The organism is Paenibacillus sp. NPDC057934, assembly GCF_042887565.1.
Lineage (GTDB): Bacteria > Bacillota > Bacilli > Paenibacillales > Paenibacillaceae > Paenibacillus_AQ.
Genome location: NZ_JBHVPB010000004.1, coordinates 462062 through 482136 on the forward strand (window position 1 = coordinate 462062; position 20075 = coordinate 482136).

General features: G+C 49.8%; 24 protein-coding genes. 19 read left to right on the plus strand and 5 right to left on the minus strand.

Annotation, left to right across the window (positions count from 1 at the left end; translation table 11 throughout):
* Positions 1-60: 60 nt before the first annotated feature.
* Both ACFVRY_RS11910 and ytxJ read right to left on the minus strand, forming a co-directional pair.
* Positions 61-303, minus strand: coding sequence for a glutaredoxin family protein (locus tag ACFVRY_RS11910; protein WP_175372202.1), 243 nt, complete (start codon positions 301-303; stop codon positions 61-63).
* Positions 300-626, minus strand: coding sequence for a bacillithiol system redox-active protein YtxJ (gene ytxJ, locus ACFVRY_RS11915; protein ID WP_175372201.1), 327 nt, complete (start codon positions 624-626; stop codon positions 300-302). Before ytxJ ends, ACFVRY_RS11910 begins: the two co-directional genes overlap by 4 nt.
* A gap of 231 nt (positions 627-857) precedes the next feature.
* Between ytxJ and ACFVRY_RS11920 the strand changes: the two genes are divergently transcribed.
* The 7 genes from ACFVRY_RS11920 to ACFVRY_RS11950 all read left to right on the plus strand — a co-directional run bounded on the left by ACFVRY_RS11920 (position 858) and on the right by ACFVRY_RS11950 (position 7332).
* Positions 858-1580 (plus strand): SDR family NAD(P)-dependent oxidoreductase, encoded by a 723-nt coding sequence (locus tag ACFVRY_RS11920; RefSeq protein ID WP_387500396.1) that lies wholly within the window; start codon positions 858-860, stop codon positions 1578-1580.
* A 44-nt stretch (positions 1581-1624) separates the two neighbouring features.
* Entirely contained in the window at positions 1625-2260 is a 636-nt protein-coding gene (locus tag ACFVRY_RS11925) for a ThuA domain-containing protein (protein ID WP_387500397.1), read from the plus strand.
* A gap of 144 nt (positions 2261-2404) precedes the next feature.
* The gene (locus ACFVRY_RS11930) at positions 2405-4177 is read left to right on the plus strand and encodes a spore germination protein (RefSeq protein WP_387500398.1); all 1773 of its coding nucleotides are present in this window, start codon (positions 2405-2407) and stop codon (positions 4175-4177) included.
* Between the two features lie 12 nt (positions 4178-4189).
* Entirely contained in the window at positions 4190-5299 is a 1110-nt protein-coding gene (locus ACFVRY_RS11935; protein WP_387500399.1) for a GerAB/ArcD/ProY family transporter, read from the plus strand.
* Positions 5299-6504: a Ger(x)C family spore germination protein gene (locus tag ACFVRY_RS11940; RefSeq protein ID WP_387500400.1), complete on the plus strand. Its 1206-nt coding sequence runs from the start codon at positions 5299-5301 to the stop codon at positions 6502-6504. Before ACFVRY_RS11935 ends, ACFVRY_RS11940 begins: the two co-directional genes overlap by 1 nt.
* A 94-nt stretch (positions 6505-6598) precedes the next feature.
* On the plus strand, positions 6599-6991 hold the full coding sequence (locus ACFVRY_RS11945; RefSeq protein ID WP_387500401.1) for a MerR family transcriptional regulator: 393 nt from the start codon (positions 6599-6601) through the stop codon (positions 6989-6991).
* Between the two features lie 2 nt (positions 6992-6993).
* Positions 6994-7332, plus strand: a complete 339-nt coding sequence (locus tag ACFVRY_RS11950; RefSeq protein WP_387500402.1) for a thioredoxin family protein — start codon at positions 6994-6996, stop codon at positions 7330-7332.
* Positions 7333-7405: 73 nt separating this feature from the next.
* Here the strand turns inward: ACFVRY_RS11950 and ACFVRY_RS11955 are convergent, their stop codons facing one another.
* On the minus strand, positions 7406-8290 hold the full coding sequence (locus ACFVRY_RS11955; RefSeq protein WP_387500404.1) for a CHAD domain-containing protein: 885 nt from the start codon (positions 8288-8290) through the stop codon (positions 7406-7408).
* 230 nt (positions 8291-8520) lie between these two features.
* Between ACFVRY_RS11955 and ACFVRY_RS11960 the strand changes: the two genes are divergently transcribed.
* Positions 8521-9444, plus strand: coding sequence for a lipoate--protein ligase family protein (locus ACFVRY_RS11960; protein ID WP_387500405.1), 924 nt, complete (start codon positions 8521-8523; stop codon positions 9442-9444).
* A 105-nt stretch (positions 9445-9549) separates the two neighbouring features.
* Here ACFVRY_RS11960 and ACFVRY_RS11965 read toward each other — a convergent pair whose 3' ends face one another.
* Positions 9550-10332 (minus strand): carbon-nitrogen family hydrolase, encoded by a 783-nt coding sequence (locus tag ACFVRY_RS11965; RefSeq protein ID WP_387500406.1) that lies wholly within the window; start codon positions 10330-10332, stop codon positions 9550-9552.
* Positions 10333-10479: 147 nt separating this feature from the next.
* On the opposite strand from ACFVRY_RS11965, the gene ACFVRY_RS11970 reads away from it, so the two are divergent.
* The 6 genes from ACFVRY_RS11970 (at position 10480) to ACFVRY_RS11995 (ending at position 13728) form a co-directional block, all read left to right on the plus strand.
* A complete protein-coding gene (locus ACFVRY_RS11970; RefSeq protein WP_387500407.1) occupies positions 10480-10923 on the plus strand; it encodes a MarR family winged helix-turn-helix transcriptional regulator in 444 nt (147 codons plus the stop codon).
* A 36-nt stretch (positions 10924-10959) separates the two neighbouring features.
* On the plus strand, positions 10960-11595 hold the full coding sequence (locus ACFVRY_RS11975; protein WP_387500408.1) for a nitroreductase family protein: 636 nt from the start codon (positions 10960-10962) through the stop codon (positions 11593-11595).
* Positions 11596-11615: 20 nt separating this feature from the next.
* The gene (locus ACFVRY_RS11980) at positions 11616-11909 is read left to right on the plus strand and encodes a putative quinol monooxygenase (protein WP_387500409.1); all 294 of its coding nucleotides are present in this window, start codon (positions 11616-11618) and stop codon (positions 11907-11909) included.
* Between the two features lie 131 nt (positions 11910-12040).
* Entirely contained in the window at positions 12041-12418 is a 378-nt protein-coding gene (locus tag ACFVRY_RS11985) for a hypothetical protein (protein WP_387500410.1), read from the plus strand.
* Between the two features lie 113 nt (positions 12419-12531).
* Complete coding sequence (locus ACFVRY_RS11990; protein WP_387500411.1) at positions 12532-12858, plus strand: ArsR/SmtB family transcription factor; 327 nt, start codon at positions 12532-12534, stop codon at positions 12856-12858.
* A gap of 171 nt (positions 12859-13029) precedes the next feature.
* On the plus strand, positions 13030-13728 hold the full coding sequence (locus ACFVRY_RS11995) for a DUF1361 domain-containing protein (RefSeq protein WP_387500412.1): 699 nt from the start codon (positions 13030-13032) through the stop codon (positions 13726-13728).
* Here the strand turns inward: ACFVRY_RS11995 and ACFVRY_RS12000 are convergent.
* The gene (locus ACFVRY_RS12000; protein WP_387500413.1) at positions 13725-14045 is read right to left on the minus strand and encodes an MGMT family protein; all 321 of its coding nucleotides are present in this window, start codon (positions 14043-14045) and stop codon (positions 13725-13727) included. The genes ACFVRY_RS11995 and ACFVRY_RS12000 overlap by 4 nt on opposite strands.
* A 235-nt stretch (positions 14046-14280) precedes the next feature.
* On the opposite strand from ACFVRY_RS12000, the gene ACFVRY_RS12005 reads away from it, so the two are divergent.
* From ACFVRY_RS12005 to ACFVRY_RS12025, 5 genes are all read left to right on the plus strand, one after another.
* Positions 14281-14685 (plus strand): DJ-1/PfpI family protein, encoded by a 405-nt coding sequence (locus ACFVRY_RS12005; RefSeq protein WP_387500494.1) that lies wholly within the window; start codon positions 14281-14283, stop codon positions 14683-14685.
* Between the two features lie 30 nt (positions 14686-14715).
* Positions 14716-15339, plus strand: a complete 624-nt coding sequence (locus ACFVRY_RS12010) for a hypothetical protein (RefSeq protein ID WP_387500414.1) — start codon at positions 14716-14718, stop codon at positions 15337-15339.
* A gap of 46 nt (positions 15340-15385) precedes the next feature.
* The gene (locus ACFVRY_RS12015; protein ID WP_387500415.1) at positions 15386-16198 is read left to right on the plus strand and encodes a phosphotransferase family protein; all 813 of its coding nucleotides are present in this window, start codon (positions 15386-15388) and stop codon (positions 16196-16198) included.
* 28 nt (positions 16199-16226) lie between these two features.
* Complete coding sequence (locus ACFVRY_RS12020) at positions 16227-16769, plus strand: DUF1697 domain-containing protein (RefSeq protein ID WP_387500416.1); 543 nt, start codon at positions 16227-16229, stop codon at positions 16767-16769.
* 732 nt (positions 16770-17501) lie between these two features.
* The gene (locus ACFVRY_RS12025; protein WP_387500417.1) at positions 17502-19988 is read left to right on the plus strand and encodes a glycosyltransferase family 39 protein; all 2487 of its coding nucleotides are present in this window, start codon (positions 17502-17504) and stop codon (positions 19986-19988) included.
* The last annotated feature ends 87 nt before the right edge of the window (positions 19989-20075 follow it).

Sequence of the window (20075 nt, forward strand, 5' to 3'; positions counted from 1 at the left end):
AGCCTGATGGCTTGAGAGATCCCCCTTTTGTATAAAGAGCAACATGCTTAATGTATTAAATTATTTAGCAGCTGATTCAATCAGCGATTTAAGCTCCTCGTGGTTGAACCCTTTGACAGCATGGGTACCCGATACGGTCACTGGAATGCCCATGAAGCCCAGTTTCTCAACTTCTTCTTGATAAGTAGCGCTGGTCATGATGTCTCTTACTTCAAAGGGAACGCCTTGTTCAGTAAGGAATTGCTTGACCAGGTTGCAGTCGCTGCAGCCCGATGTGGAATAGACAATCACTTGTTCGCTCATTGGTTTACAGCCTCTTTGATAGCGTCTTTAGTGATCTTCCAATGGGATGTATTCCAGCGAACCTCGCTGTCTTCAAGAAGGAAGAGCTGTGGCGATTCATGTTTAATGCCGAAATCTTCGGCAATTTGATTGGAGACCGGGCGATCTTCAATAACATGAACGATGGCTGCTGTAGTGTCCGAGTCCTTAAGGAAGGCTTGGAATTCTTCATGCGCTTTGGCGCTGATCGGGCAGGTTGTGCTGTGTTTGAAGAGCAGCTTCTTGCCTGGCTGCCCAACATATTGTTGTAGATCATCCAGTGTATGCAGTTGTTGAATAGACAAATGGATCACCTTCCTGTACGTTTTTTGTTTAAATTCAAGGCATTATCAGGGCGATTGGCAACCTGTAATCATGATTGTAACATAGTTAAAAATTAAAGCAAAAAAATTATTATCCGTGTTTAAAATGGCTGCTCCGCCGAATGGACGGGCAGGTATTGAAAAATCCATTTTTGCATGCTAAGGTGAGGGGGTTAATGAAATAATTACCATTCGATGGGAGTGACCAAAGCAATGAATAAGGTTGCTTGTATTACCGGTGCAGACCGGGGACTGGGACTGTTTCTTACCCGCTGGCTGCTGGAGAATCAGTATCAGGTATTTGCTGGTCAATACTTGGAAGATTCTAATTTTCTGAAAGCGCTTAAGGATCAGTACCCGAATCAATTGAACCTGGTTCCGCTTGATATTGGGGACAGTGACAGCGTCAAGAGAGTGGCAAGAATGATTGCTAGCAGAACAAGGCATGTTGATATCATCATTAATAATGCAGGGATTATTCAATCCTCCGATAATGCTTCGATACTGGTGGATATGGATATTGAAGCGATGCAGCGTATCTATAATGTCAATACGCTGGGATCGCTGAGAGTCAGTAATGCACTTATGGGGCTACTGCTCCAGAGCGAGCAGAAATTAATAGTCAACATCTCGTCGGAAGCTGGCAGTGTTGGCCGGAACAAGCGCACTAACATGTATGGTTACTGTATGTCCAAGTCGGCGCTCAATATGCAGTCCTCTCTGCTGCACAATCATCTGAAGGAACTGGGTGGACAGGTGATGATCTTCCATCCCGGCTGGCTCCAGACCTACATGGGTGGGCAGATCGATGAGAATGCGACTACAACGCCAGAAGAGTCGGCCTACAAAATTATGGCGCTTGTACAGAACCATAAGCAGTATTTAGGCGAAGAGCCTGCGTATCTGGATCTGGAGGGCAATCCTTGGCCTTGGTAGGGTTTTGTTAAGAAGTAATTATTCTAACCAAAGGATGTGTACAAATGACTACTATAAAAGCGCTAGCCCTGGGCAGCTACTCTAACGTGAAGTATCACCCGTTCAAGGATGTAGACCGTGAATTTGAGAGTATCTTCAGAGGTGAGGTGGAGGTGCATTGCACCGAGGACCTGGATTCTCTGAATCCCGAGACGCTGGCTGGCTACGAACTGATCATTTCCTATACCGAATTCTCGGATCAGCCGCTTACTCCACAGCAAACTGCGGCTCTGATTTCTTTTGTCGCCGGAGGAGGCGGACTCCTTGTCGTACATAACGGAATCTCCATGCAGCGTACGCAGGAGCTTGGCACGGTGCTGGGCGGATATTTCACCCATCATCCGGAATATACGACGCTCCAAATCGAATTCCCGCAGCGGGAGCATCCTATTGTGCAGGGCATCGAGTCATTCGCTATTGACGATGAGCCATATTATTTTGAAATGCAGCCGCATTTCAAGACAACGGTGCTGGCGCAATATCTCCATGAAGGCGCGATGAGAGAAGCGGCTTGGTGTCATGAATTCGGTCAAGGGCGTGTGGTCTACCTCATGCCTGGACATCATCTGCCATCCTTCTCGGTAGAGCCGTTCCGCCAATTGATCCTGCGGAGCGGATTATGGGCTGCGGCCCGGCTATAGTTATCATACGGTTATAAGATAGTATGACCCTTGAAAGAGTCCAACTGCGGAATCCCCGCAGACTGGGCTCTTTTTGCATGTGTGCATGAATAATCCTGCTTCGGTAAAAATATGGCTACAGCTCTTAAGCAGGAGGCGGTAATAATGTGGAGCGTGATCACGGGGTGGTTCCCCGGCTGGAGCGTCCTTTTCCAGGGACTTATTCTTCTGATTGTCCCCATAGTCATCACACTGACAGTGGACTGGATCAAAAGTTCTGAGGGGAAAGTCAGCAAACGGGGCCAGAAGGCTAATGCCGCCTCAAACAAGGATGGAGGAGCAACTTCTATAAAAGGTACAAAAGGTGCAGAAGGTACGAAGTCGAACAAAACTACATTCATTGCAGGAATGGGGGAGAGTGGTGAATCTGGCAACAATGATGGACAAAAGACGCCAGAACGATCCTATACAGGCAATATAGATGGGGACCTTCAGATGTTCAAGGAGATCAGCAGCGATATGGCAGACGTGAACATCAGGGAGCTGCGTATCGGAGCTCTGCAGATCAAGGCCGTACTGCTGTTCGTGGATGGCTTGACGGACAAGGACAGCATGGACCGCAACATTCTGAGGCCATTGATGAATGCGGTCCTACCCTTTGAAGGGATGACTGAGGCACCAGCAGCGGAGGAACTGAAACGGATTATTGTTGAGCGAGTCATTCATGTCTCGGAGATAGAGTACACTACTGATCCGTTAAAATCACTGAAAAAGGTACTGTTCGGTTCTGCTGTGCTGATGGTGGACGGCATGAAGGAGCTGTTCGTGCTGGGCACGCCCAAAGGCAGAACAAGAGGCGGGGAAGAGCCGGTATCCGAAGCGCTCCTGCGCGGTTCGCGTATTGGTTTTAATGAGACGCTCAGTGATAATACGGCCATGCTGAGAAGGCATGGACAGAACGCGGAACTGGCAATGATTTCTTTTACCGTAGGCAAAAAGGTGGAGAAGGAGCTTGTTCTCACCTATATCCGGGATATAGCCAATGAGGAACTGGTGGAGGAGATCAAACGCAGGCTGCTCACGATAGATATTGATGATGTACAAGAGTCCGGTTTTGTAGAGCAACTGATCGAGGATGACTTTCTTAGTCCCTTTCAACAGATTCAGAATACCGAACGGCCTGACCGTGTAATGGCCGCCATGCTGGAAGGGAGAGCCGCGATCCTGCTGGATGGGACCCCATTTGCTCTGATTATGCCGGTGACGTTCGGGATGTTGCTGCAATCGCCCGAAGATTATTTTGACCGCTGGATGGCAGGATCTCTGCTACGGACATTACGGTTCTTCGCGGCAATGGTTTCACTGTTTGCTCCGGCTCTGTATATCTCCTTTCTTTCTTTTCATCCCGGGCTAATTCCGACCAAACTGGTGATATCCATCGTTAGCTCTCGTCAGGGCGTGCCCTTCCCCTCGTTGATTGAGGCATTGATCATGGAAGTATCCATTGAAATTCTGCGGGAGGCTGGCTTACGGCTACCGAAGCCGATTGGTCCGGCAATGGGGATCGTCGGGGGTCTGATTATCGGCCAAGCTGCGGTAGAGGCGGGAATTGTCAGTCCTATTCTCGTAATCGTCGTTGCAGTTACGGCCATTTCTTCCTTCGCCATGCCGATGTACAGTGCAGGCATCACCTTACGGCTGCTGCGCTTCGTAGCGATGTTCTTCGCAGCGGTGTTCGGGATGTACGGTGTCATCTTTTTCTTCCTGCTGCTGAGCAGCCATTTAATCAAGCTGAAGAGCTTTGGGGTGCCTTATCTAGGCTTGGCGGTACCCTCTCATCTAAAGGACTGGAAGGATTTTATTATCCGGCTGCCCCTGCATCTGCTTAAGCGCCGCCCTGCGATATTGAAGTCGAAAGACCCGATTCGAAAAGGATAAGCAAATCTAATCATGGCAACGGAGGTGAAAGGCTTAAATATGGATACGAAGGACCGGATAACAACGACCGAGGTAATCATTATTGTGGTGAACTATGTACTTGCAGCAGGTGTATTCACCCTTCCTCGAACCACTGTTGAGCAAGCAGGAACCCCTGATGTCTGGATTTCTGTGATCATTGGGGGGCTTGTCTCCATGATTATGGGACTGATCATTGCGAGACTCAGTCAGCGCTTCCCGGGTCAGACTGTTTATCAATACAGTAGAAAGATCATCGGTCGGCCGCTGGCGATTCTGCTGGGAGTGGTACTCATTGGTTACTTTGTGTGCATTGCTAGTTACGAGATGCGGACCGTGCAGGAAGTGACCGTCTTTTTTCTGCTGGAGGGAACTCCCAACTGGGCGATTACTGGCATCTTCATGTGGGTGGCCCTTTATTTATGCAGGGGAGGGATCAATGCGGTCTCTCGCATGTGCCGATTGATGATTCCCATTACCTGGACTGTGTTCTTTGGCGTGTGCCTGCTCAGTCTGCAGATCGTCGATATCAACAATTTACGTCCTGTACTGGGTCAGGGCATGAGTCCGGTTTGGCGGTCCGTTAAGCCAACAGCATTAACTTTCACCTCCGGGGAAGCGCTGCTCTTTCTGGTTGCTTTTATGGATAAGCCGAAAAAGACGATGAAGGTGGTTGTTTCTGCTACACTAATCGCTATGGTTTTTTATATTGTGGCAGTTGTGCTATGTATCGGAGCCTTCTCCGTAGATGGTGTGGTTACCCGGACTTGGCCCTTCATTGACCTCATTCGCAGCTTTGAAGTGAACTATCTGGTGTTCGAGCGTTTCGAATCCTTATGGTTGACCATCTGGATTATGCAGATTTTCTGCACCTTCTGCATTGCCTTTTATGGAGCGGCGCTCGGATTGTCGCAATTGACGAAGATCCCTCTGAATCATTGTTTATTTACACTGCTGCCCGTTATCTATATCGTGACAGAGAGCCCCCGTAATCTGAATGGTTTATTTGCCTTTGGCAGTGGAATTGGCAACTGGTCGATGATTTTATTCGGGGCACTGCCGCTGACTCTGTTGATCATTGCCCGTTTGAGGGGGGCGCGCTAATGAAGCGGATTTTGAAGCGAGGATGTAGTCTGAGCCTGCTGATTGTTGTTTGTCTGCTGCTCTCTTCCTGCTGGAGCAGTTCGCCGATCGAGGATGTCAATATGGAAGCGGGAGTCGCCCTGGATATCGCGGATGAGACAGAGACAGAGCAGGACTTTACACAGAAAGGTGGAGATTACCCGAAGCGATATAAAGTCTCCTGTACCTATCAATTTCTCATTCCTCAAGGGGCCATCGGTTCCAAGAAGGAGGGAGGACAGTCGAAAAACTACTATAACGCTACGGAGACCGGCGATTCTATCTTTGAGGCGGTGCGTGAGCTCTCGCTGCGATCCAGCCGTCTTCCCATCGGTCATCATCTGAAAACTATCGTCATTGGAGAAGAGCTTGCACGGACAACGAAGCTCTCCGAACTCATCGAATTTTTCAGCAGAGATAATGATATTCGGCCAAGCGTGCTGCTGCTCATCAGTAAAGGCAAGGCGCGGGATGTTTTTCGGGATTCGCTCCCGGGCCAGACTCCTGCTTTTGTGCTGAATGGCACCTTCAATAACCGAAAGCGGATCACAAGGATATGGGAGCCTGTATCGATGGCGAAGGTGGTGGGTCCGCTGCACGGTCATAGTAGTTTTGCCCTGCAAAATGTGATCGTATCGGGGAAAGAAGTCAAGTTCTCGGGAGTGGCAGTTATCAAGGGGTCTACCGGAAAGCTCGGCGGTTTCCTGGACGAAGCGGGGCTGGATGGATTGATCTGGCTGACAGGAAAAGGGAAGGGCGGTGCCGTCAAAACCTATAATCCTGACAATAATAAGCTCGTCACGTATGAGATCACAGGGATGGACAGCAAAATCAAAGCCAGCGTAAAGGGGGACAAGATTTCTTTTCATGTCTCGATGGAGTCGAAAGGTAGAATTGCCGAGACTTATTTTACTGGCGGGAAGAGACTGCAGGACGGAACCTTAAAAAAAGTTAGAAAGGCAATACAGAAGAAGGTGCAGGAACTGGCCGAAACTACTGTGCACAAAATGCAGCATGAGCTTCAGGCAGATGTTGCCGGATTCGGCAAGATCCTTCAGATTCAGCACCCATCCGTTTGGAACAAAGTGAAAGAGAATTGGGATGAGGTCTTCAGCCATGCACCGGTTACTTATGAGGTGAAGCTGAATATTGAAGATTATGGGGCCTCCAGCACAACTTCGGAATAGGCGGTCTCTTTTCAAAAAAATAGGTTGACCCTCACACTGATGTGAGGGTTTATACTATGTGTAGACCATTTCTCATGAACCCGGGGAGAATGCCATGAAAATAGGTGAGCTTGCACGCCAGACGGGCGTTAGTGTCCGTTCATTACGTTATTATGAAAGTCAGGGCTTAATTGCACCGGTCCGTCAGGCCAACGGTTATCGGGAATATTCGCCGCTTGCTATAGAGACTGTGGAGAGCATCAAATTGTATTTGAATCTTGGATTGTCCACGGAGGAGATCGCCGGTTTCCTGAATTGTGTACTGAAGAATAAAGAGTCCTTCTGTGTGGAAGTGATGCCGGTGTACCAAAGTAAACTGGAAGAGATTGAAAAGCAGATTTTGCAATTGAACCAGATCAAGCTGAATCTGGAGCAGCGGATATCTTCGATTCAGGAAGAACAGCATGATCAGGATATCCTTATAGATAAGGAACATAGGAGGGATTAAGTATGGCTATTTTCGATGTAGAGCAAGCCGATAGTCTGCGGTCAAAACTGAGCGGTGAGGGTATAGTGCTGGTAGATTACGGAGCGCCCTGGTGCCCGCCTTGCAAGGTTTTGCTTCCATTACTGGAAGAACTGGACAGAGAGTATGGGGAAGAGGTAACCATCGCTAAGGTCAATTGTGATCATCTGCCGGAGCTGGCTTCGGAAGCTAGCGTGATGGGGCTGCCGACAGTGATTGTCTACAAGGACGGTCAGCCGATGGAAAAGCTGGTCGGTCTTCAGCCGAAAGCTGTCTACCAAGGCGTATTGAATAAATATAGCGGTGCGAAAGCAACGCATTAAGAAAAGCTAAAGGCGTGAAGGGCAGGATGATAATCTGTCTTTCACGCCTTTTTTTGAAATACTGGTGCGGTGTTTATTTGCTATCCCCGACAGGAAGTACACGATTATGCTGCAATGCCACCAGCACTTCTGCCCGTAGTTCACCGGTGAAGGATTCCCAAGTTTTTTTACCGACATCAAGCTTTTTCCGGCCGATCTCATTCAAAGTCTGCAGCCAGATCCGCTTATCGTTGATCTCCCCCAGCTGTGCCTGAACCTCTTTGTAGATGCCCTCATCGGCCTGAAACTTCTGGTTCAGTGTAAAAGCTGCTGCCCCGGCAGTGTACCGCAGTTCCTTAGCGGCAATCCGTAGCTTGTGGAGTGTCTCGAAAGCCTCCTCCGATGGAGAAGACAGGTCGTTGAAAAGGCCTTTACAGGCTTGTTTCTTCTGCTCAAATGCTACCTCCAGCTCACGCATCACCACATTGGCATCTCTTCTGGCGATCATGCCCTCTAATTGCGTGCTCAGGAAAACTTCCCATCGCTCATCCAGGGCAGAGTTGGCCAGCTTCGGCAGATCCTGCGCCAGTTGCTCACGGTACTTTTTTCGCGTGTGTTTCTGATGCTTGATGACAGCTGTTAGCAGTTTGACTGTCTTGGGTTTGCCATCAGTCTCAGCCTGCTGTCTTCTTTCCTTGAAGGACTGGATCAGCACATCGGCATCCCTGACCTTACCGAGCCGCTTCTGGGCTTTTTTGAATATAGGGTACAGGCCGGAGGAATGCTCCGGGTCAAGTATGGCTAACAGAGTCAGCAGCTTGCGACAGTTCACTCTGGCCTGATGGATATCCTCGTCGGCAAATTTGCGAAGCGCTTCCTTGCTATAATCTTGAAAATTGAGATACAGCAGATTCAGCGCGTGCTCCCATTGCTCTGTTTGGCTTGCCGGTCTGCCCTTCGGAGCCTGTTCGGCTGTCATGCGGCACCACTCCTGAATGTTATTAGTTGTTTGTTATAGTATTACCCAAAAGTCAACTTAATTAGATTCCTGCGGTTGAGTCAAATTCAAGGATTATGTAAGTTAAACTCGATGGTTAAGGATAGCGTGATTGGAGGCTCTTTTCAAGCTTCGCGAGGGCAGGCAGATGGGTTACAATGAGATTATGATTACGGCAGAATATTGAATAGAACTGCGCTCGGGGGTTATTCATGAACATGACACTATGGAATGAGAAAACTAAAGGGGAAGGGAGCTTGCTTCCGCCGGTTATGGGGTTGTTTGAGCATTTGCACGAAGTGGAAGAACTCGGAGAAGGTGGGTACTCTGTGTCCGCGCAGGGTGGTGGCGATTTATTACTCCCGTTCGCCTTTGAAGAGATGTTATGCCGGGATGTAGGAGCGGGTCTGGTTCTTCCTTCTTTGCATCTCTGGAGTCATCCCGGCGGGGTAGCTCTGGGGCTGCGTGACAGCAAACTACCCGGGGCTGCCCGGGCGATGGACAAGCTGGAGAGCCGTGGCATCCGCACGGCGGTCCGGCATTCTGGCGGCGCGGCTGTGCCATTGGACGCCGGGATTGTGAATGTATCCCTCATCTTGCCCAAAAGCCAAGGCAAGTTGGACTTTCATGACGACTTCCGGCTACTCGCGACTGTAATTACGGAAGCCGTAGCCGTCAGTCATCCTAAGGCAGCGGCACAGATTGTAGCGAAGGAGGTCGTGGGCTCTTATTGTCCGGGAGATTTCGACCTCTCCATTGGCGGTCGCAAATTTTGCGGGATTGCCCAGCGCAGACAGAGTCAGTCCTTCTTCGTGCATGCTTTTGTGGTAGTCTCCGGCTCTGGACTGGAACGCGGCGAACTGATTCGCAGCTTCTATGAGGACGCAGCCGCAGGGGAGCACGGCTTGTCTTATCCGCAGGTACGTCCGGAGACCATCGCCGGGCTGGGCGAACTGGGCGGACCAGCGACCACTGCTGCTTTCTGTAGCGGAATAAGGGAGGCTTTGGCTCGCAGGGCGACAGAGCTGATCCCTTCACGCAGGCTCCAACAGGAGACCGGATATAAGCTGGACTACAGCGACCAGCGTGTCAAAGATGCCGCAGGGGTGCTGCGGGAACGTTATTCTCAGCTGTAGATGATAACTACAGAGCACACAGAAAGGGCGTTACGGAGGATTGGTTAGAAACCAGTGTTCGTAACGCCCTTTCTATATGTATGCTGCAACATGGTTAATTTAGTTTTAGACGTATAGATCTGGCCGTCTGTCCGAGAACACCGGGATCTGGGCTCGTACCTCGCGCACCTTCTGCCAGTCGATCACGCCGCTAACGATTTCCTCGCCCTCAGAAGCTTCACAGACGACTTCACCCCAAGGGTCAATGATCATGGAATGTCCTGCAAAGGTGTTAGCCGGATCGCTTCCGGCCCGGTTGCAGGCAACGACATAACACTGGTTTTCAATCGCGCGGCTGGTCAGCAGCGCTCTCCAGTGAGACAGGCGCGGCAGTGGCCACTCGGCGCTGATGAAGAGTACCTCCGCGCCTTGTACGGTGTGGGCGCGAATCCATTCAGGGAAGCGAATATCGTAGCAGATCAGTCCGGCACAGGATGCACCGTCCAGAGTAAACAAGCCTTTGGCTTCCCCTGGCTGAAGATAGAGATGCTCATCCATCAGCCGGAACAGATGGAGCTTGCTGTATTCCCCGGCTAGCTCTCCCTGACGGTTAAAAATGAACATACTATTGGTTACACCGCCGCCGGGATGTCTGTTAGCCACGGAACCCGCCACAATATTAATGCTGTATTGCTTGGCAAGTGCGGATATGAATGCCTTGGTTGTGCGTGCTTCCGGGTCGGCGATTTCTCCAAGCCGGGTCAGGTCATATCCTGTCGTCCATAGCTCGGGGAGAATCAGGCAGTCGGGCCTGTCTTCTGCCGCCTCTCGAATTTTACGTTCTGCCGCAGCATAATTAGCCTCTGGATTGCCAAAAGCTATATCAAGCTGAATAAGGGCTATCTTCATTCACAGATCCTCCTCCTTAGTTCAGACTATAGAATTCTCTGCCCATAAAAGCAACCCTGTTTTTGGCGTGTGATCACATTAGTTGACAGGTCAATGATTTATGAGTAATATAGTTATCGTCTGATTGATTGTGCACAATTCATTGGAATGAGGAGGTATATTTTGCCTGAAAAATACCCCGAGGAAGAGCAGATCTTCGAGCTGCTGCAGAGCCTTGGCAAAGCCATTAGTCCAAAGTTTGAGCGGTTGGTGAACATTAGTCCAACCCGGCTTCGCCTTCTTCATGAGCTTTACGATGGTGATGAGATTAGTCAGTCTTTCCTGCAAAAAGAAGTGGATATAGATGGAGCTGCCGTTACCCGCCACCTGAAAGGACTTGAGGAGTGCGGAATGATTACTAGGCGCAACAATCCTGAAGATAACAGGGTTACCTTGGTCTCCCTCACAGAGGAAGGACGGGGGAGAATTGCCTCGCTATGTGAAGAAAAGAAGAATTTTATCAGCAACTTATTCAGCAGCATCACACCGGAGGAGCGAACCGCACTTATCGATATGCTGACCCGGATGCAGCAGAATATTAAGCAACTGTAGATCACATCCTATATCAATCAAAGGAGATTCATTCATATGAACAATACACAACTTAACGATTTCAAATCCATTATCACTGGACGCCGCTCCATTCGCAAGTATGACCCTTCGGTCAAAATCAGTAAGGAAGAAATGACGCAAATTTTGACCGAAGCGACGCTTGCACCTTCTTCAGTCAATTTGCAGCCTTGGCGTTTTCTTGTCATTGAGAGTGAAGAAGGCAAAGCCACTCTGGCGCCGCTAGCTAAATTCAACCAATCCCAGGTGGAGACTTCTGCAGCTGTGATTGCCGTCTTTGGGGATTTGAACAACTTTGATTATGCGGAGGAGATTTTCAGTGCCGCCGTGGAGCGCGGATTCATGCCAGCGGAAGTAAAAGAAAGACAAATGAGTGTCCTGAGTAACCATTTTCCAACACTGCCGCGTGAAGTTAAAAAGGATACCGTGCTGATTGATGGTGGACTCGTGTCCATGCAATTGATGCTGGTCGCTCATGCACATGGCTACGACACCAACCCTATCGGTGGTTATGAGAAAGACAAAATTGCTGAAGCTTTTGGACTTGATAAAGAACGTTATGTTCCGGTTATGCTGATCTCTATCGGTAAAGCTGCGGATGCAGGTTATGCTTCGGTTCGTTTGCCTATTGAAAAAGTTGCCCAGTGGAAATAAGAAGGAGCTGACAGAAGACGATGATTATTATTCATGCAGTTTTTCATGTGAAGCCGGAGCGCCGCGAGCAGTTCCTGACTGAGGTTAAGCCTCTGATCGCCTCTTCGCAGACAGAAGAAGGCAACCTCGCCTACGAGTTGTACGAACAGTCCGGACAGGACAATATATTCATCATGGTGGAAACCTGGCGCGATGCCGAGGCCGTAGCGGCCCACAATGCCAGCAGTCATTTCACAGGTTTTGCTGGTCAGGCCGGCGAGTTCCTGTCTGCACCGCTGGACGTTAAAGTCTACAATGCGGAGCAGGTAAGATAAAAAAGAGTACAAATCAAGGGATGTCCTATGCTGCCAAGGCGGGGACATCCTTTTTCTATGCCAGGAATCCCTTTCGTTCCAAGGCTCATGTATAATAAATGTTGAATACTTATACGGATGGGGATTACGAAATGAGAATAACAGTGACCCGGAACGGGCTCAGGAAGAATGAAATTTTCTTCACTTCAGCATACGGAGAAGGCCGGGGGATTTGGCATGGCACCCATGCGACACCACTGGAAGAGATCAACGTGGAGTTCGAGCTGACCCAGCTCTTCATGCGATGGGTGGATATCGTTCCTGCCGACAAGGGGGAAGCCGGGATTGCCATAGATGGGGACAAAGTTGTCTTTACCGGTATTCTGGAGGATATTGACGAGGACGGAACGGGTTATCTGCGGCTTGGGGAGAGTGTGCTGATGTTCGAGAGCCTGGGCGAACCTATGGCCTTGGGGATCTTTGCTAGTATTTCAGTGAAAGAACCGGGCATCTATCCGATTGTCGTTTAGCTGAAAGACGAGTTAGAATAAACTGCGATTGGGCAGGTAGTTTAAGACCGGATAAGGCTATGCTATGATAGCATTAGATTTCAGAAGTAATGCTATTCGAGGAGAAAATGTCTATGAACTACGAAATTCAGCAATTTAAGACGGAGTTTTTCAAGGCGCTGGCCCATCCGATGCGTATCCGCATTCTGGAGCTTCTGAGTGAAGGAGAGAAGAATGTGAACGAATTGCAGGCTATTCTGGGTTCGGAGGGTTCTGCTGTATCCCAGCAGCTGGCCGTTCTGCGTGCGAAGAATGTAGTCGTTAGTGTGAAGGAAGGCACTTCCGTGATTTACTCTCTTCGTGACCCTCTGATTAAAGATCTTTTGGCTGTAGCCAGACAAATTTTCGATAACCATCTGGTCAATGCGATCTCGCTTCTGGAAGGTATGCGTGGTGACTAGCAGGGGAACTATTGAAAAAGATGTTCGCGGTGACGATCATAATAAAAGGACTGTTTTAAGCCATTACGGCTTTGGGAGCAGTCCTTTTTGGCATATAGACTACCTTGTTCCAAATTTGTACAATGTAGGTTAATTGAACGTTATACCTAGAAGATAAGGAGACTGAGCCTGATGAAGGAACTGAACTATTCAAAAGTATTCTTGCTGTTGGCCGGTCTGTCAGTGGCTACACTTGGGGTATACCGTGTGGTATCGCTTCAGACTGATTCGTTCTATGCTTTTCTGATCTGGAATCTGTTCCTGGCCTGGATTCCCTTTCTGTTCTCAATGGCTGCCCATGAGCTGGATAAGCGGAGGATCGGGGGAATATGGCTGCTTCCGCTGGGCGTGGCCTGGCTCTTGTTTTTCCCGAACGCTCCGTATCTGATGACTGACCTTGTACACTTGACGGCCCAGAAGGGAAGATATATTGTCCACGGAGTGATTCAGAACCGGTACTGGTACGATATGGTCATGCTGCTGCTGTTCACCTGGAGTGGCTGGCTAACAGGGTTCTTCTCGCTATATCAATTTCAGGCCGTGATCTACCGCAAAAGCAATTTGTTATTGTCCTGGATATTCGTCCTCGCGGCCTGTGTGCTGGGCGGATACGGGGTTCTGCTCGGCAGGGTGTACCGGCTCAACAGCTGGGATGTGCTTACCGACAGGCACCAGCTTTATCAACTCGTACTTGACAGCTTGAACCGGCAATCAGTCTTTTTCAGCCTGTTCATAGCGCTGGTGCTGCTAGTGATCTACGCGACAATGTATTGTCTGCTGAATGTGCTGGGGAATGGTGCAGGACAGGGGCGTTCCAGAGGCAGGGGTTAATCCTGATTGTCCACAGGAAGATATTGAAACTGCTCGAGGTTGATGGCACCCTTCAAGTCGAACAGGATGCCTTCATCCTCCAGATAAAGTCGCTGCATCGTGCCGGCCTCATCTTCGGTGAGAGCAACCATGCCCTTTGCATTAACCACCCGGTGCCAGGGAAGCTTATATTTGCGGCTCATGGAATGCAGGATGCGGACGACCTGTCTCGCGGCTCTAGGGCTGCCGGCAGCACGGGCGACCCCTCCATAGGTCATGACCTTGCCCTCAGGGATGGATTGAATCACTTCGATTACTTTTTGGGTGAATGGTGTCATGGCAAGTCTCCTTACTAAAATCATACGATTTCTACGTTTAGGCGGAAAATCCGGGAGATCATTGATCCGAGCGGAAGGTTCCGTTTTTATTATACAACGAATTAGGCGTTAAAAATTCGCAGCATCAGAGCCCTTTTTGTCATTTCCAATGTTTATGTAAAATAGCTATACTTATAGACAAGTGTGATGTGAAAGATTTCTGTAAAGTGGAAGAGTCTTTATATTTTGAACACATATATTCTTATTCTATGACAGCTTCGTGCAGTTTGAGGTTGTACTGGCTGCTTATTTTATGAAAAGGCAAGGCGAGGTTTACACGTTGGGTCTTGGGTCTTCACCAGTAAATTCCTGCGAGGGCTTCTCCGTGAATCCGGCAAAGACGCTTCAAGAGGTAAACGTCCAAGATATTGACCTTCTGATTATCCCTAGGGGTGAAACGGGGGAGATCGTTAAGGAGGAAGCCCTACTGAAACTGCTCCGTGATCTAGATACAGCCGGGAAGGGCATTGGCGGTATTTGCGGGGGTGTATCGGTGCTGGAGGCCGCGGGCATTTTGAACAACAGACCATTTGTTACGACTGTTGATAAGGTGGATTATCAGGAGACGATAGATTTCTTCAAATATTTCAAAACCGTGTGAGCATATTGCTGACAGGAGGGAGCGTCATCTATGAGTGTTAACAGCGTTGTAATGCCCTCATATTGGGGGAGAGAGGTACGCCACAAGCATATTACGCGGGGATCTAAGGTACTGGCGGTTATTTTTCCCGGTAAAAATTATTCGGCAGAACGCCCGCTGCTGGAATATGCCGCCAAGGTAGCTGCGGAGTATAACTGCGACACCCTTCAGCTCGAATATGGTTATCAGAGTGCCAGGGTAGAGATGAAGCGAGAGGATATTGGCATCATTGTGGAAGAGTGTACGAATGCCATCACCTCTGTACCCAAGTATGAGAAGATATTGTTTATCAGCAAAAGCATTGGCACGGTCATTGCCGGTAAAACCGCCGCCACCTTGAAGGCCAGCCAACAGATTGAGCATCTGTATCTAACCCCGATCCCGGATGCACTGCCATTAATTGAACAAAGTCGGGGCAGTGTGATCTACGGCAGTGCCGATCCATTGTTTAGTGAGCCACATTCCCGTGAACTGGCCGGACTGCGTAATATCAAGGTGTACCGGATAGACGATGCTAATCACTCTTTGGAAGTCGGAAACGTCAAAGAGTCATTGGCTATACTAATTGTCATTATTAATATGTATCATGAATTTTTCCAGCGTTGCCTGAAGTAGCAATCCATAGTCACGTGCTGAACCATTCGGAGATGGGGGAAACGGCATGAAGGGAAAGCGGATTGGAGAGGGCAGAACAGCGGAGATTTGGGAGTATGGGGCTCGCAAGGTGCTGAAATTGTACCGGGAAGGAATTCCGTTAGATCATGTAACGAGGGAATATAAAATCAGCCTGTTCGCACATGCCCGAGGGATTCGTACTCCGCAGCCGTTTGAGCTGGCAGAGGTCGAGGGGCGGAACGGGATTGTGTTTCAGCAGATTGAGGGTGCGTCATTATTGGCCTTACTTGGCAAAAGTCCATGGAAGGTTGGTCAATATGCCCGCAAGCTGGCAAAGCTGCACTACGATCTACATACGCTAGAAGCCGGGGACGATCTTGGATTGCAAAAGGAGAGGCTGAAATGGGGCATACACGAAGCGCCCCTGTTGAATGAGTCGGAGAAACAGGCCATTCTCTCTTACTTGGATACGCTCCCGGTGGGTGGCAAGCTGTGTCATGGCGATTTTCATCCGGATAATATACTTATGGATGGACAGGTGTGGATTATTGATTGGATGACTGGTGTTGCCGGAGATCCGGCCGGGGATGCTGCAAGGTCTGTCGTCATGTTCAGCATGGGGGTAGTTCCTGAGGCGACGCCCGGCATTGTCAAATTGGTGATCGGCTTTATTAGAAAACGCCTGACAAAGGAGTATCTACGGGAATATCTGAAGCTCTCGGGGCAAACTAGCGAAGAGATCGAACGCTGGATTCTTCCAGTCGCCGCAGCTAGGCTAACAGAGTGGCTTCCAATGGCTGAGAAAGAGCAGCTGGTACAGGAAATCCGTAAACGTCTGGCAACGCTCACCACTGATTAACTTCTACTCCAATAAGGAAGTGTATGAGATGTCAACCTATATTGCATTGCTCCGCGGGATTAATGTCGGGGGCAACAAAATCATTAAGATGCAGGATTTGAAGGTGATGTTCCAATCCCTTGGTTATGAGAATGTGAGGACGTATATTCAGAGCGGCAACGTTGTTTTCGAGAGCAGCGAAACCTCGTATAGTGTAGTGGGCAAAACCATCGAGCAGCAGATTGAGAGAGTATTCGGCTTTGAGGTCTCCGTCATTATACGGACACAGGAGGAATTGGAGCGAGTTATCACGGATAACCCGTTTGATCTGAGCGAGCCGGAGGACTTCAAACGGCTGTACGTTTCTTTTCTGGCAGCAGAGCCATCGGCGGAGGCGCTGGAGAAGCTGCTTCCACATGGAGATGGACCAGACAAAATACGTTTGGTCGGCAAGGAGATGTACACATTGTATGAGATCAGTGTGAGTAAGTCGGCGCTTTTTAAAGTCCCTGTGGATAAAATTCTTGGCATGCCTATCACGGCGCGCAACTGGAATACAGTCAACAAGGTGGCTGCTATGTGCAGGACTTGACTGTTTTAAATAAGCAGTACTGAAGTGCAATTAACGGCATTTTCGTACCTTAAATCCTCTGCAGCTAAGGGTTAGTGGAGATTAAGTGCAATATTGTACCCTAAATCTTTCAGAATACCCCGTCTAGTGTGATTTCTCGGAAAATAAGATGCAATAATGCACTTAATTTCCTTATTTTCCTTTATTGGAGAAAAATAAGGTGCGAAAATGCCCTTAGTTGAGGAGGTGGCCCCTCATTTTCACTGTTAAGACGAATGGTGAAGGGGAGTTTCCGCCTCTAGATGTTGAAATTTGTCGACAATCTATGTTCCGTTGCTAACTTTCCTATGGAATGCTTTCAGGCGAGTGCTTTGCGCCTACGGTTCCAAATTTCCCCGTTCGTTCATCTTCGCTTTTTGTTAATTTCTTTTACTTGGCTTATAGAAGAATAAAAATATTAGATGGAAGCTCCGCTCACCCGGAAAAGGGCAGTGGGGCTTTTTTCGTTATGCTATTGCAACGCCTGCAACCATTGCAATTATTGTAGTCATTGCAGTATGCAACCAATGTAGTCGTTCAGGTATTGCCACCGCTGCAACATCCCTGAAAAAGTTATTCAGCAAACATTCAGCGGGCACTCATTGTCCATTAAGGTACGGATGCGATACTACATCTGCGGAACATGGAACATCGAAACGAATTAGCGGTGCACCGCATGATGAAGTTCAAGAGCGATGGGAGTGTGGGGGACGTATGTCAACGATCAAAAAGCAGGAACGCGATCTTATTTTGCCTTTTATTTTGCTCCTTGCAGCATTTCTGTATGGCTATGGTATTTGGAATGATCACTATGCTAATACCTATTACACAACAGCTGTAGGGAGCATGCTGCAGAGCTTTCATAATTTCTTTTTTGCTTCCCTGGATTCGGCAGGTTCGGTAACGGTGGATAAACCGCCGGTAACGTTTTGGATTCAGAGCCTCTTTGCCCTGATTTTCGGGCTACATGGCTGGAGTGTGATTTTACCACAGGCGCTGGCTGGAGTAGGCTCAGTTTTGCTAGTATATTTGCTTGTTAAACCAACCTATGGTAGAAGCGCTGCACGTATCACCGCATTGGTGATGGCTTCGACTCCGGTAGCTGCGGCGGTTAGCCGCACGAATAACATTGATGCGATGCTGGTATTCACGCTGCTGCTGGCAGTCTGGTTTCTTTTTAGAGGGACTAAAAGCAATCGTATAGGCAGTCTTCTTGCCGCCTTCGCGCTGATTGGAGTTGGGTTCAATGAAAAGATGCTGCAGGCCTACATGGTGCTTCCGGCATTCTACCTGTTCTATTTCCTAGCAGCCAAGGTGAGCTGGAAGCGAAAAACAGGTGTGCTGGCAGCAGGTACGGCAGTCATGCTGGTAGTTTCATTGTCATGGGCGGTAGTTGTCGACGCTATACCGGCGGATAAACGTCCTTTTATAGGGAGTAGTGGTACCAATTCCGTGCTTAATCTGGCTTTTGGGTATAACGGAGTCTCACGGTTAACGGGAGATCGCAGCACCGGCGCTGAGTTTGGTGGTAGTGGCGGCATGCCTAATATGAACGGAAACGGAATGTCCGCTTGGAATGGAGAAGCGCGGGGCGGAGGCAATGGCAATACGTCTGGTATGGACGGGGGAAATAGCAACGCGTCCGGGGTGGACGGCGGCAGATCCGGGATGGGCGGCATGGCTGGACGTGGCGCAAATGGCGCCCGAGGCATGGGCGGTAGAGGCAGCGGCATCGCTGCAGGCACTGGCGTTACGGACGGTCAGCAAGGTGCAGTAGACAACGGGCAAGGAGCAGCGCAGGGAGGGCGACCAGGCACAGTAGACGACGGGCAAGAAACGGGTCAAGGAGGACAGCCAGGCGGAGGTTCTACCGGTGGCCAGAACGGAGGGCTGCAGGGTTTTCCTCCGGGAAATGGCATGAACTCCGATGGGCGACAACGGGACTGGGGCCAGGGAGGTCAAGGCGGATTCGGCGGCGGTGGAATGTTCCACACAGGTACGCCCGGACCGCTGCGGCTCTTCCAGTCCGACCTGTCTGGTCAGGCTAGCTGGCTACTGCCACTCGTAGCTTTTGCTTGCATCGGGCTGTTCGCCAATCTGCGCAGAAGAAACTTCACGCAGAAGCATAAAGAGGCGATTTTCTGGTTGGCCTGGCTGGTGCCGGTAATGGGCTTCTTCAGCATCGCCGGGTTCTTCCACCAGTATTACCTGATCATGATGGCTCCACCGATTGCCGCACTGGCTGGTGCAGGCTGGATACAGCTGTGGAGTCAGTACCGTGAGCGCTCCGGCTGGCGTTCCTGGCTGCTCCCGGCAGCCATATTGGCCACGGTGGCCCTTCAATGGTATATTCTACACCCTTACGACAGTACTATCGGCAGCGGATGGTCCATTGGGATTTTGGCTGCGGGCATTGCAGCGACCCTGCTGCTCGTTATTTTCAAGGGTAAAGAGCAATCATTCGTGCATACAACGGCGGTTGCCGGGCTGCTGGTATTATTGATCGGCCCCCTCTACTGGGCAGTAACACCAATTGCCTATGGTGCCAACAGCATGACCCCGGCTGCGGGACCTGACAGCAACTCTGGCCCGGGCGGTATGCGAATGAATGCTGGTTCAAATGGCAGTGGGGACGATAGGGGGGGCCTAGGTGGGGGCACGGGCGGTTTTGGTGGAGGTGCAGGCAACTCTGGTGGCAACGAGGACGGCTTTGGCGGAGGTGCAGATAACTTGGGTAGCGGCGCCGGCGATTTTGGTGGAGGTACGGGTAACTTCGGTGGTGGTGTGGGCAACTTCGTTGGCAGTAGGGGCAGCTTTGGTGGACGCGGCAGCGAAGGGGTTAACGAAGCTCTGTTGACTTATCTGGAGGAGCATAATTCCGGCGAACAATACTTGTTCGCGGCCATGGATTATGGGACAGCGGGACCTTATATCATCGACAACAATGCGTCCGTAGTGATTCTTAACGGATTTAATGCCTCTGACCAGGTATACACGCCCAACTCTTTGAAGGCATTGGTGGAGAGCGGGAAAGTGAAATATTTCCTCATTTCCGGCGGTGGGATGGGCGGCGGCCGGGGCGGAAATAGCGAACTGACAACATGGATTACCGAGCATGGAACCGAGGTGCCCGCTGCGGATTGGCAGGGAGCAGGTGCAACGGCCAACAGTGGAACCCTATACGAGGTCACCTTGAAGTAAAAGTATGACTTTAACCATAGCATAACAAGCAAGCACGCTGCGGCCTGTGAGTTGCCGGGCGTGCTTGATCATTCCCCTAAAAGGAGG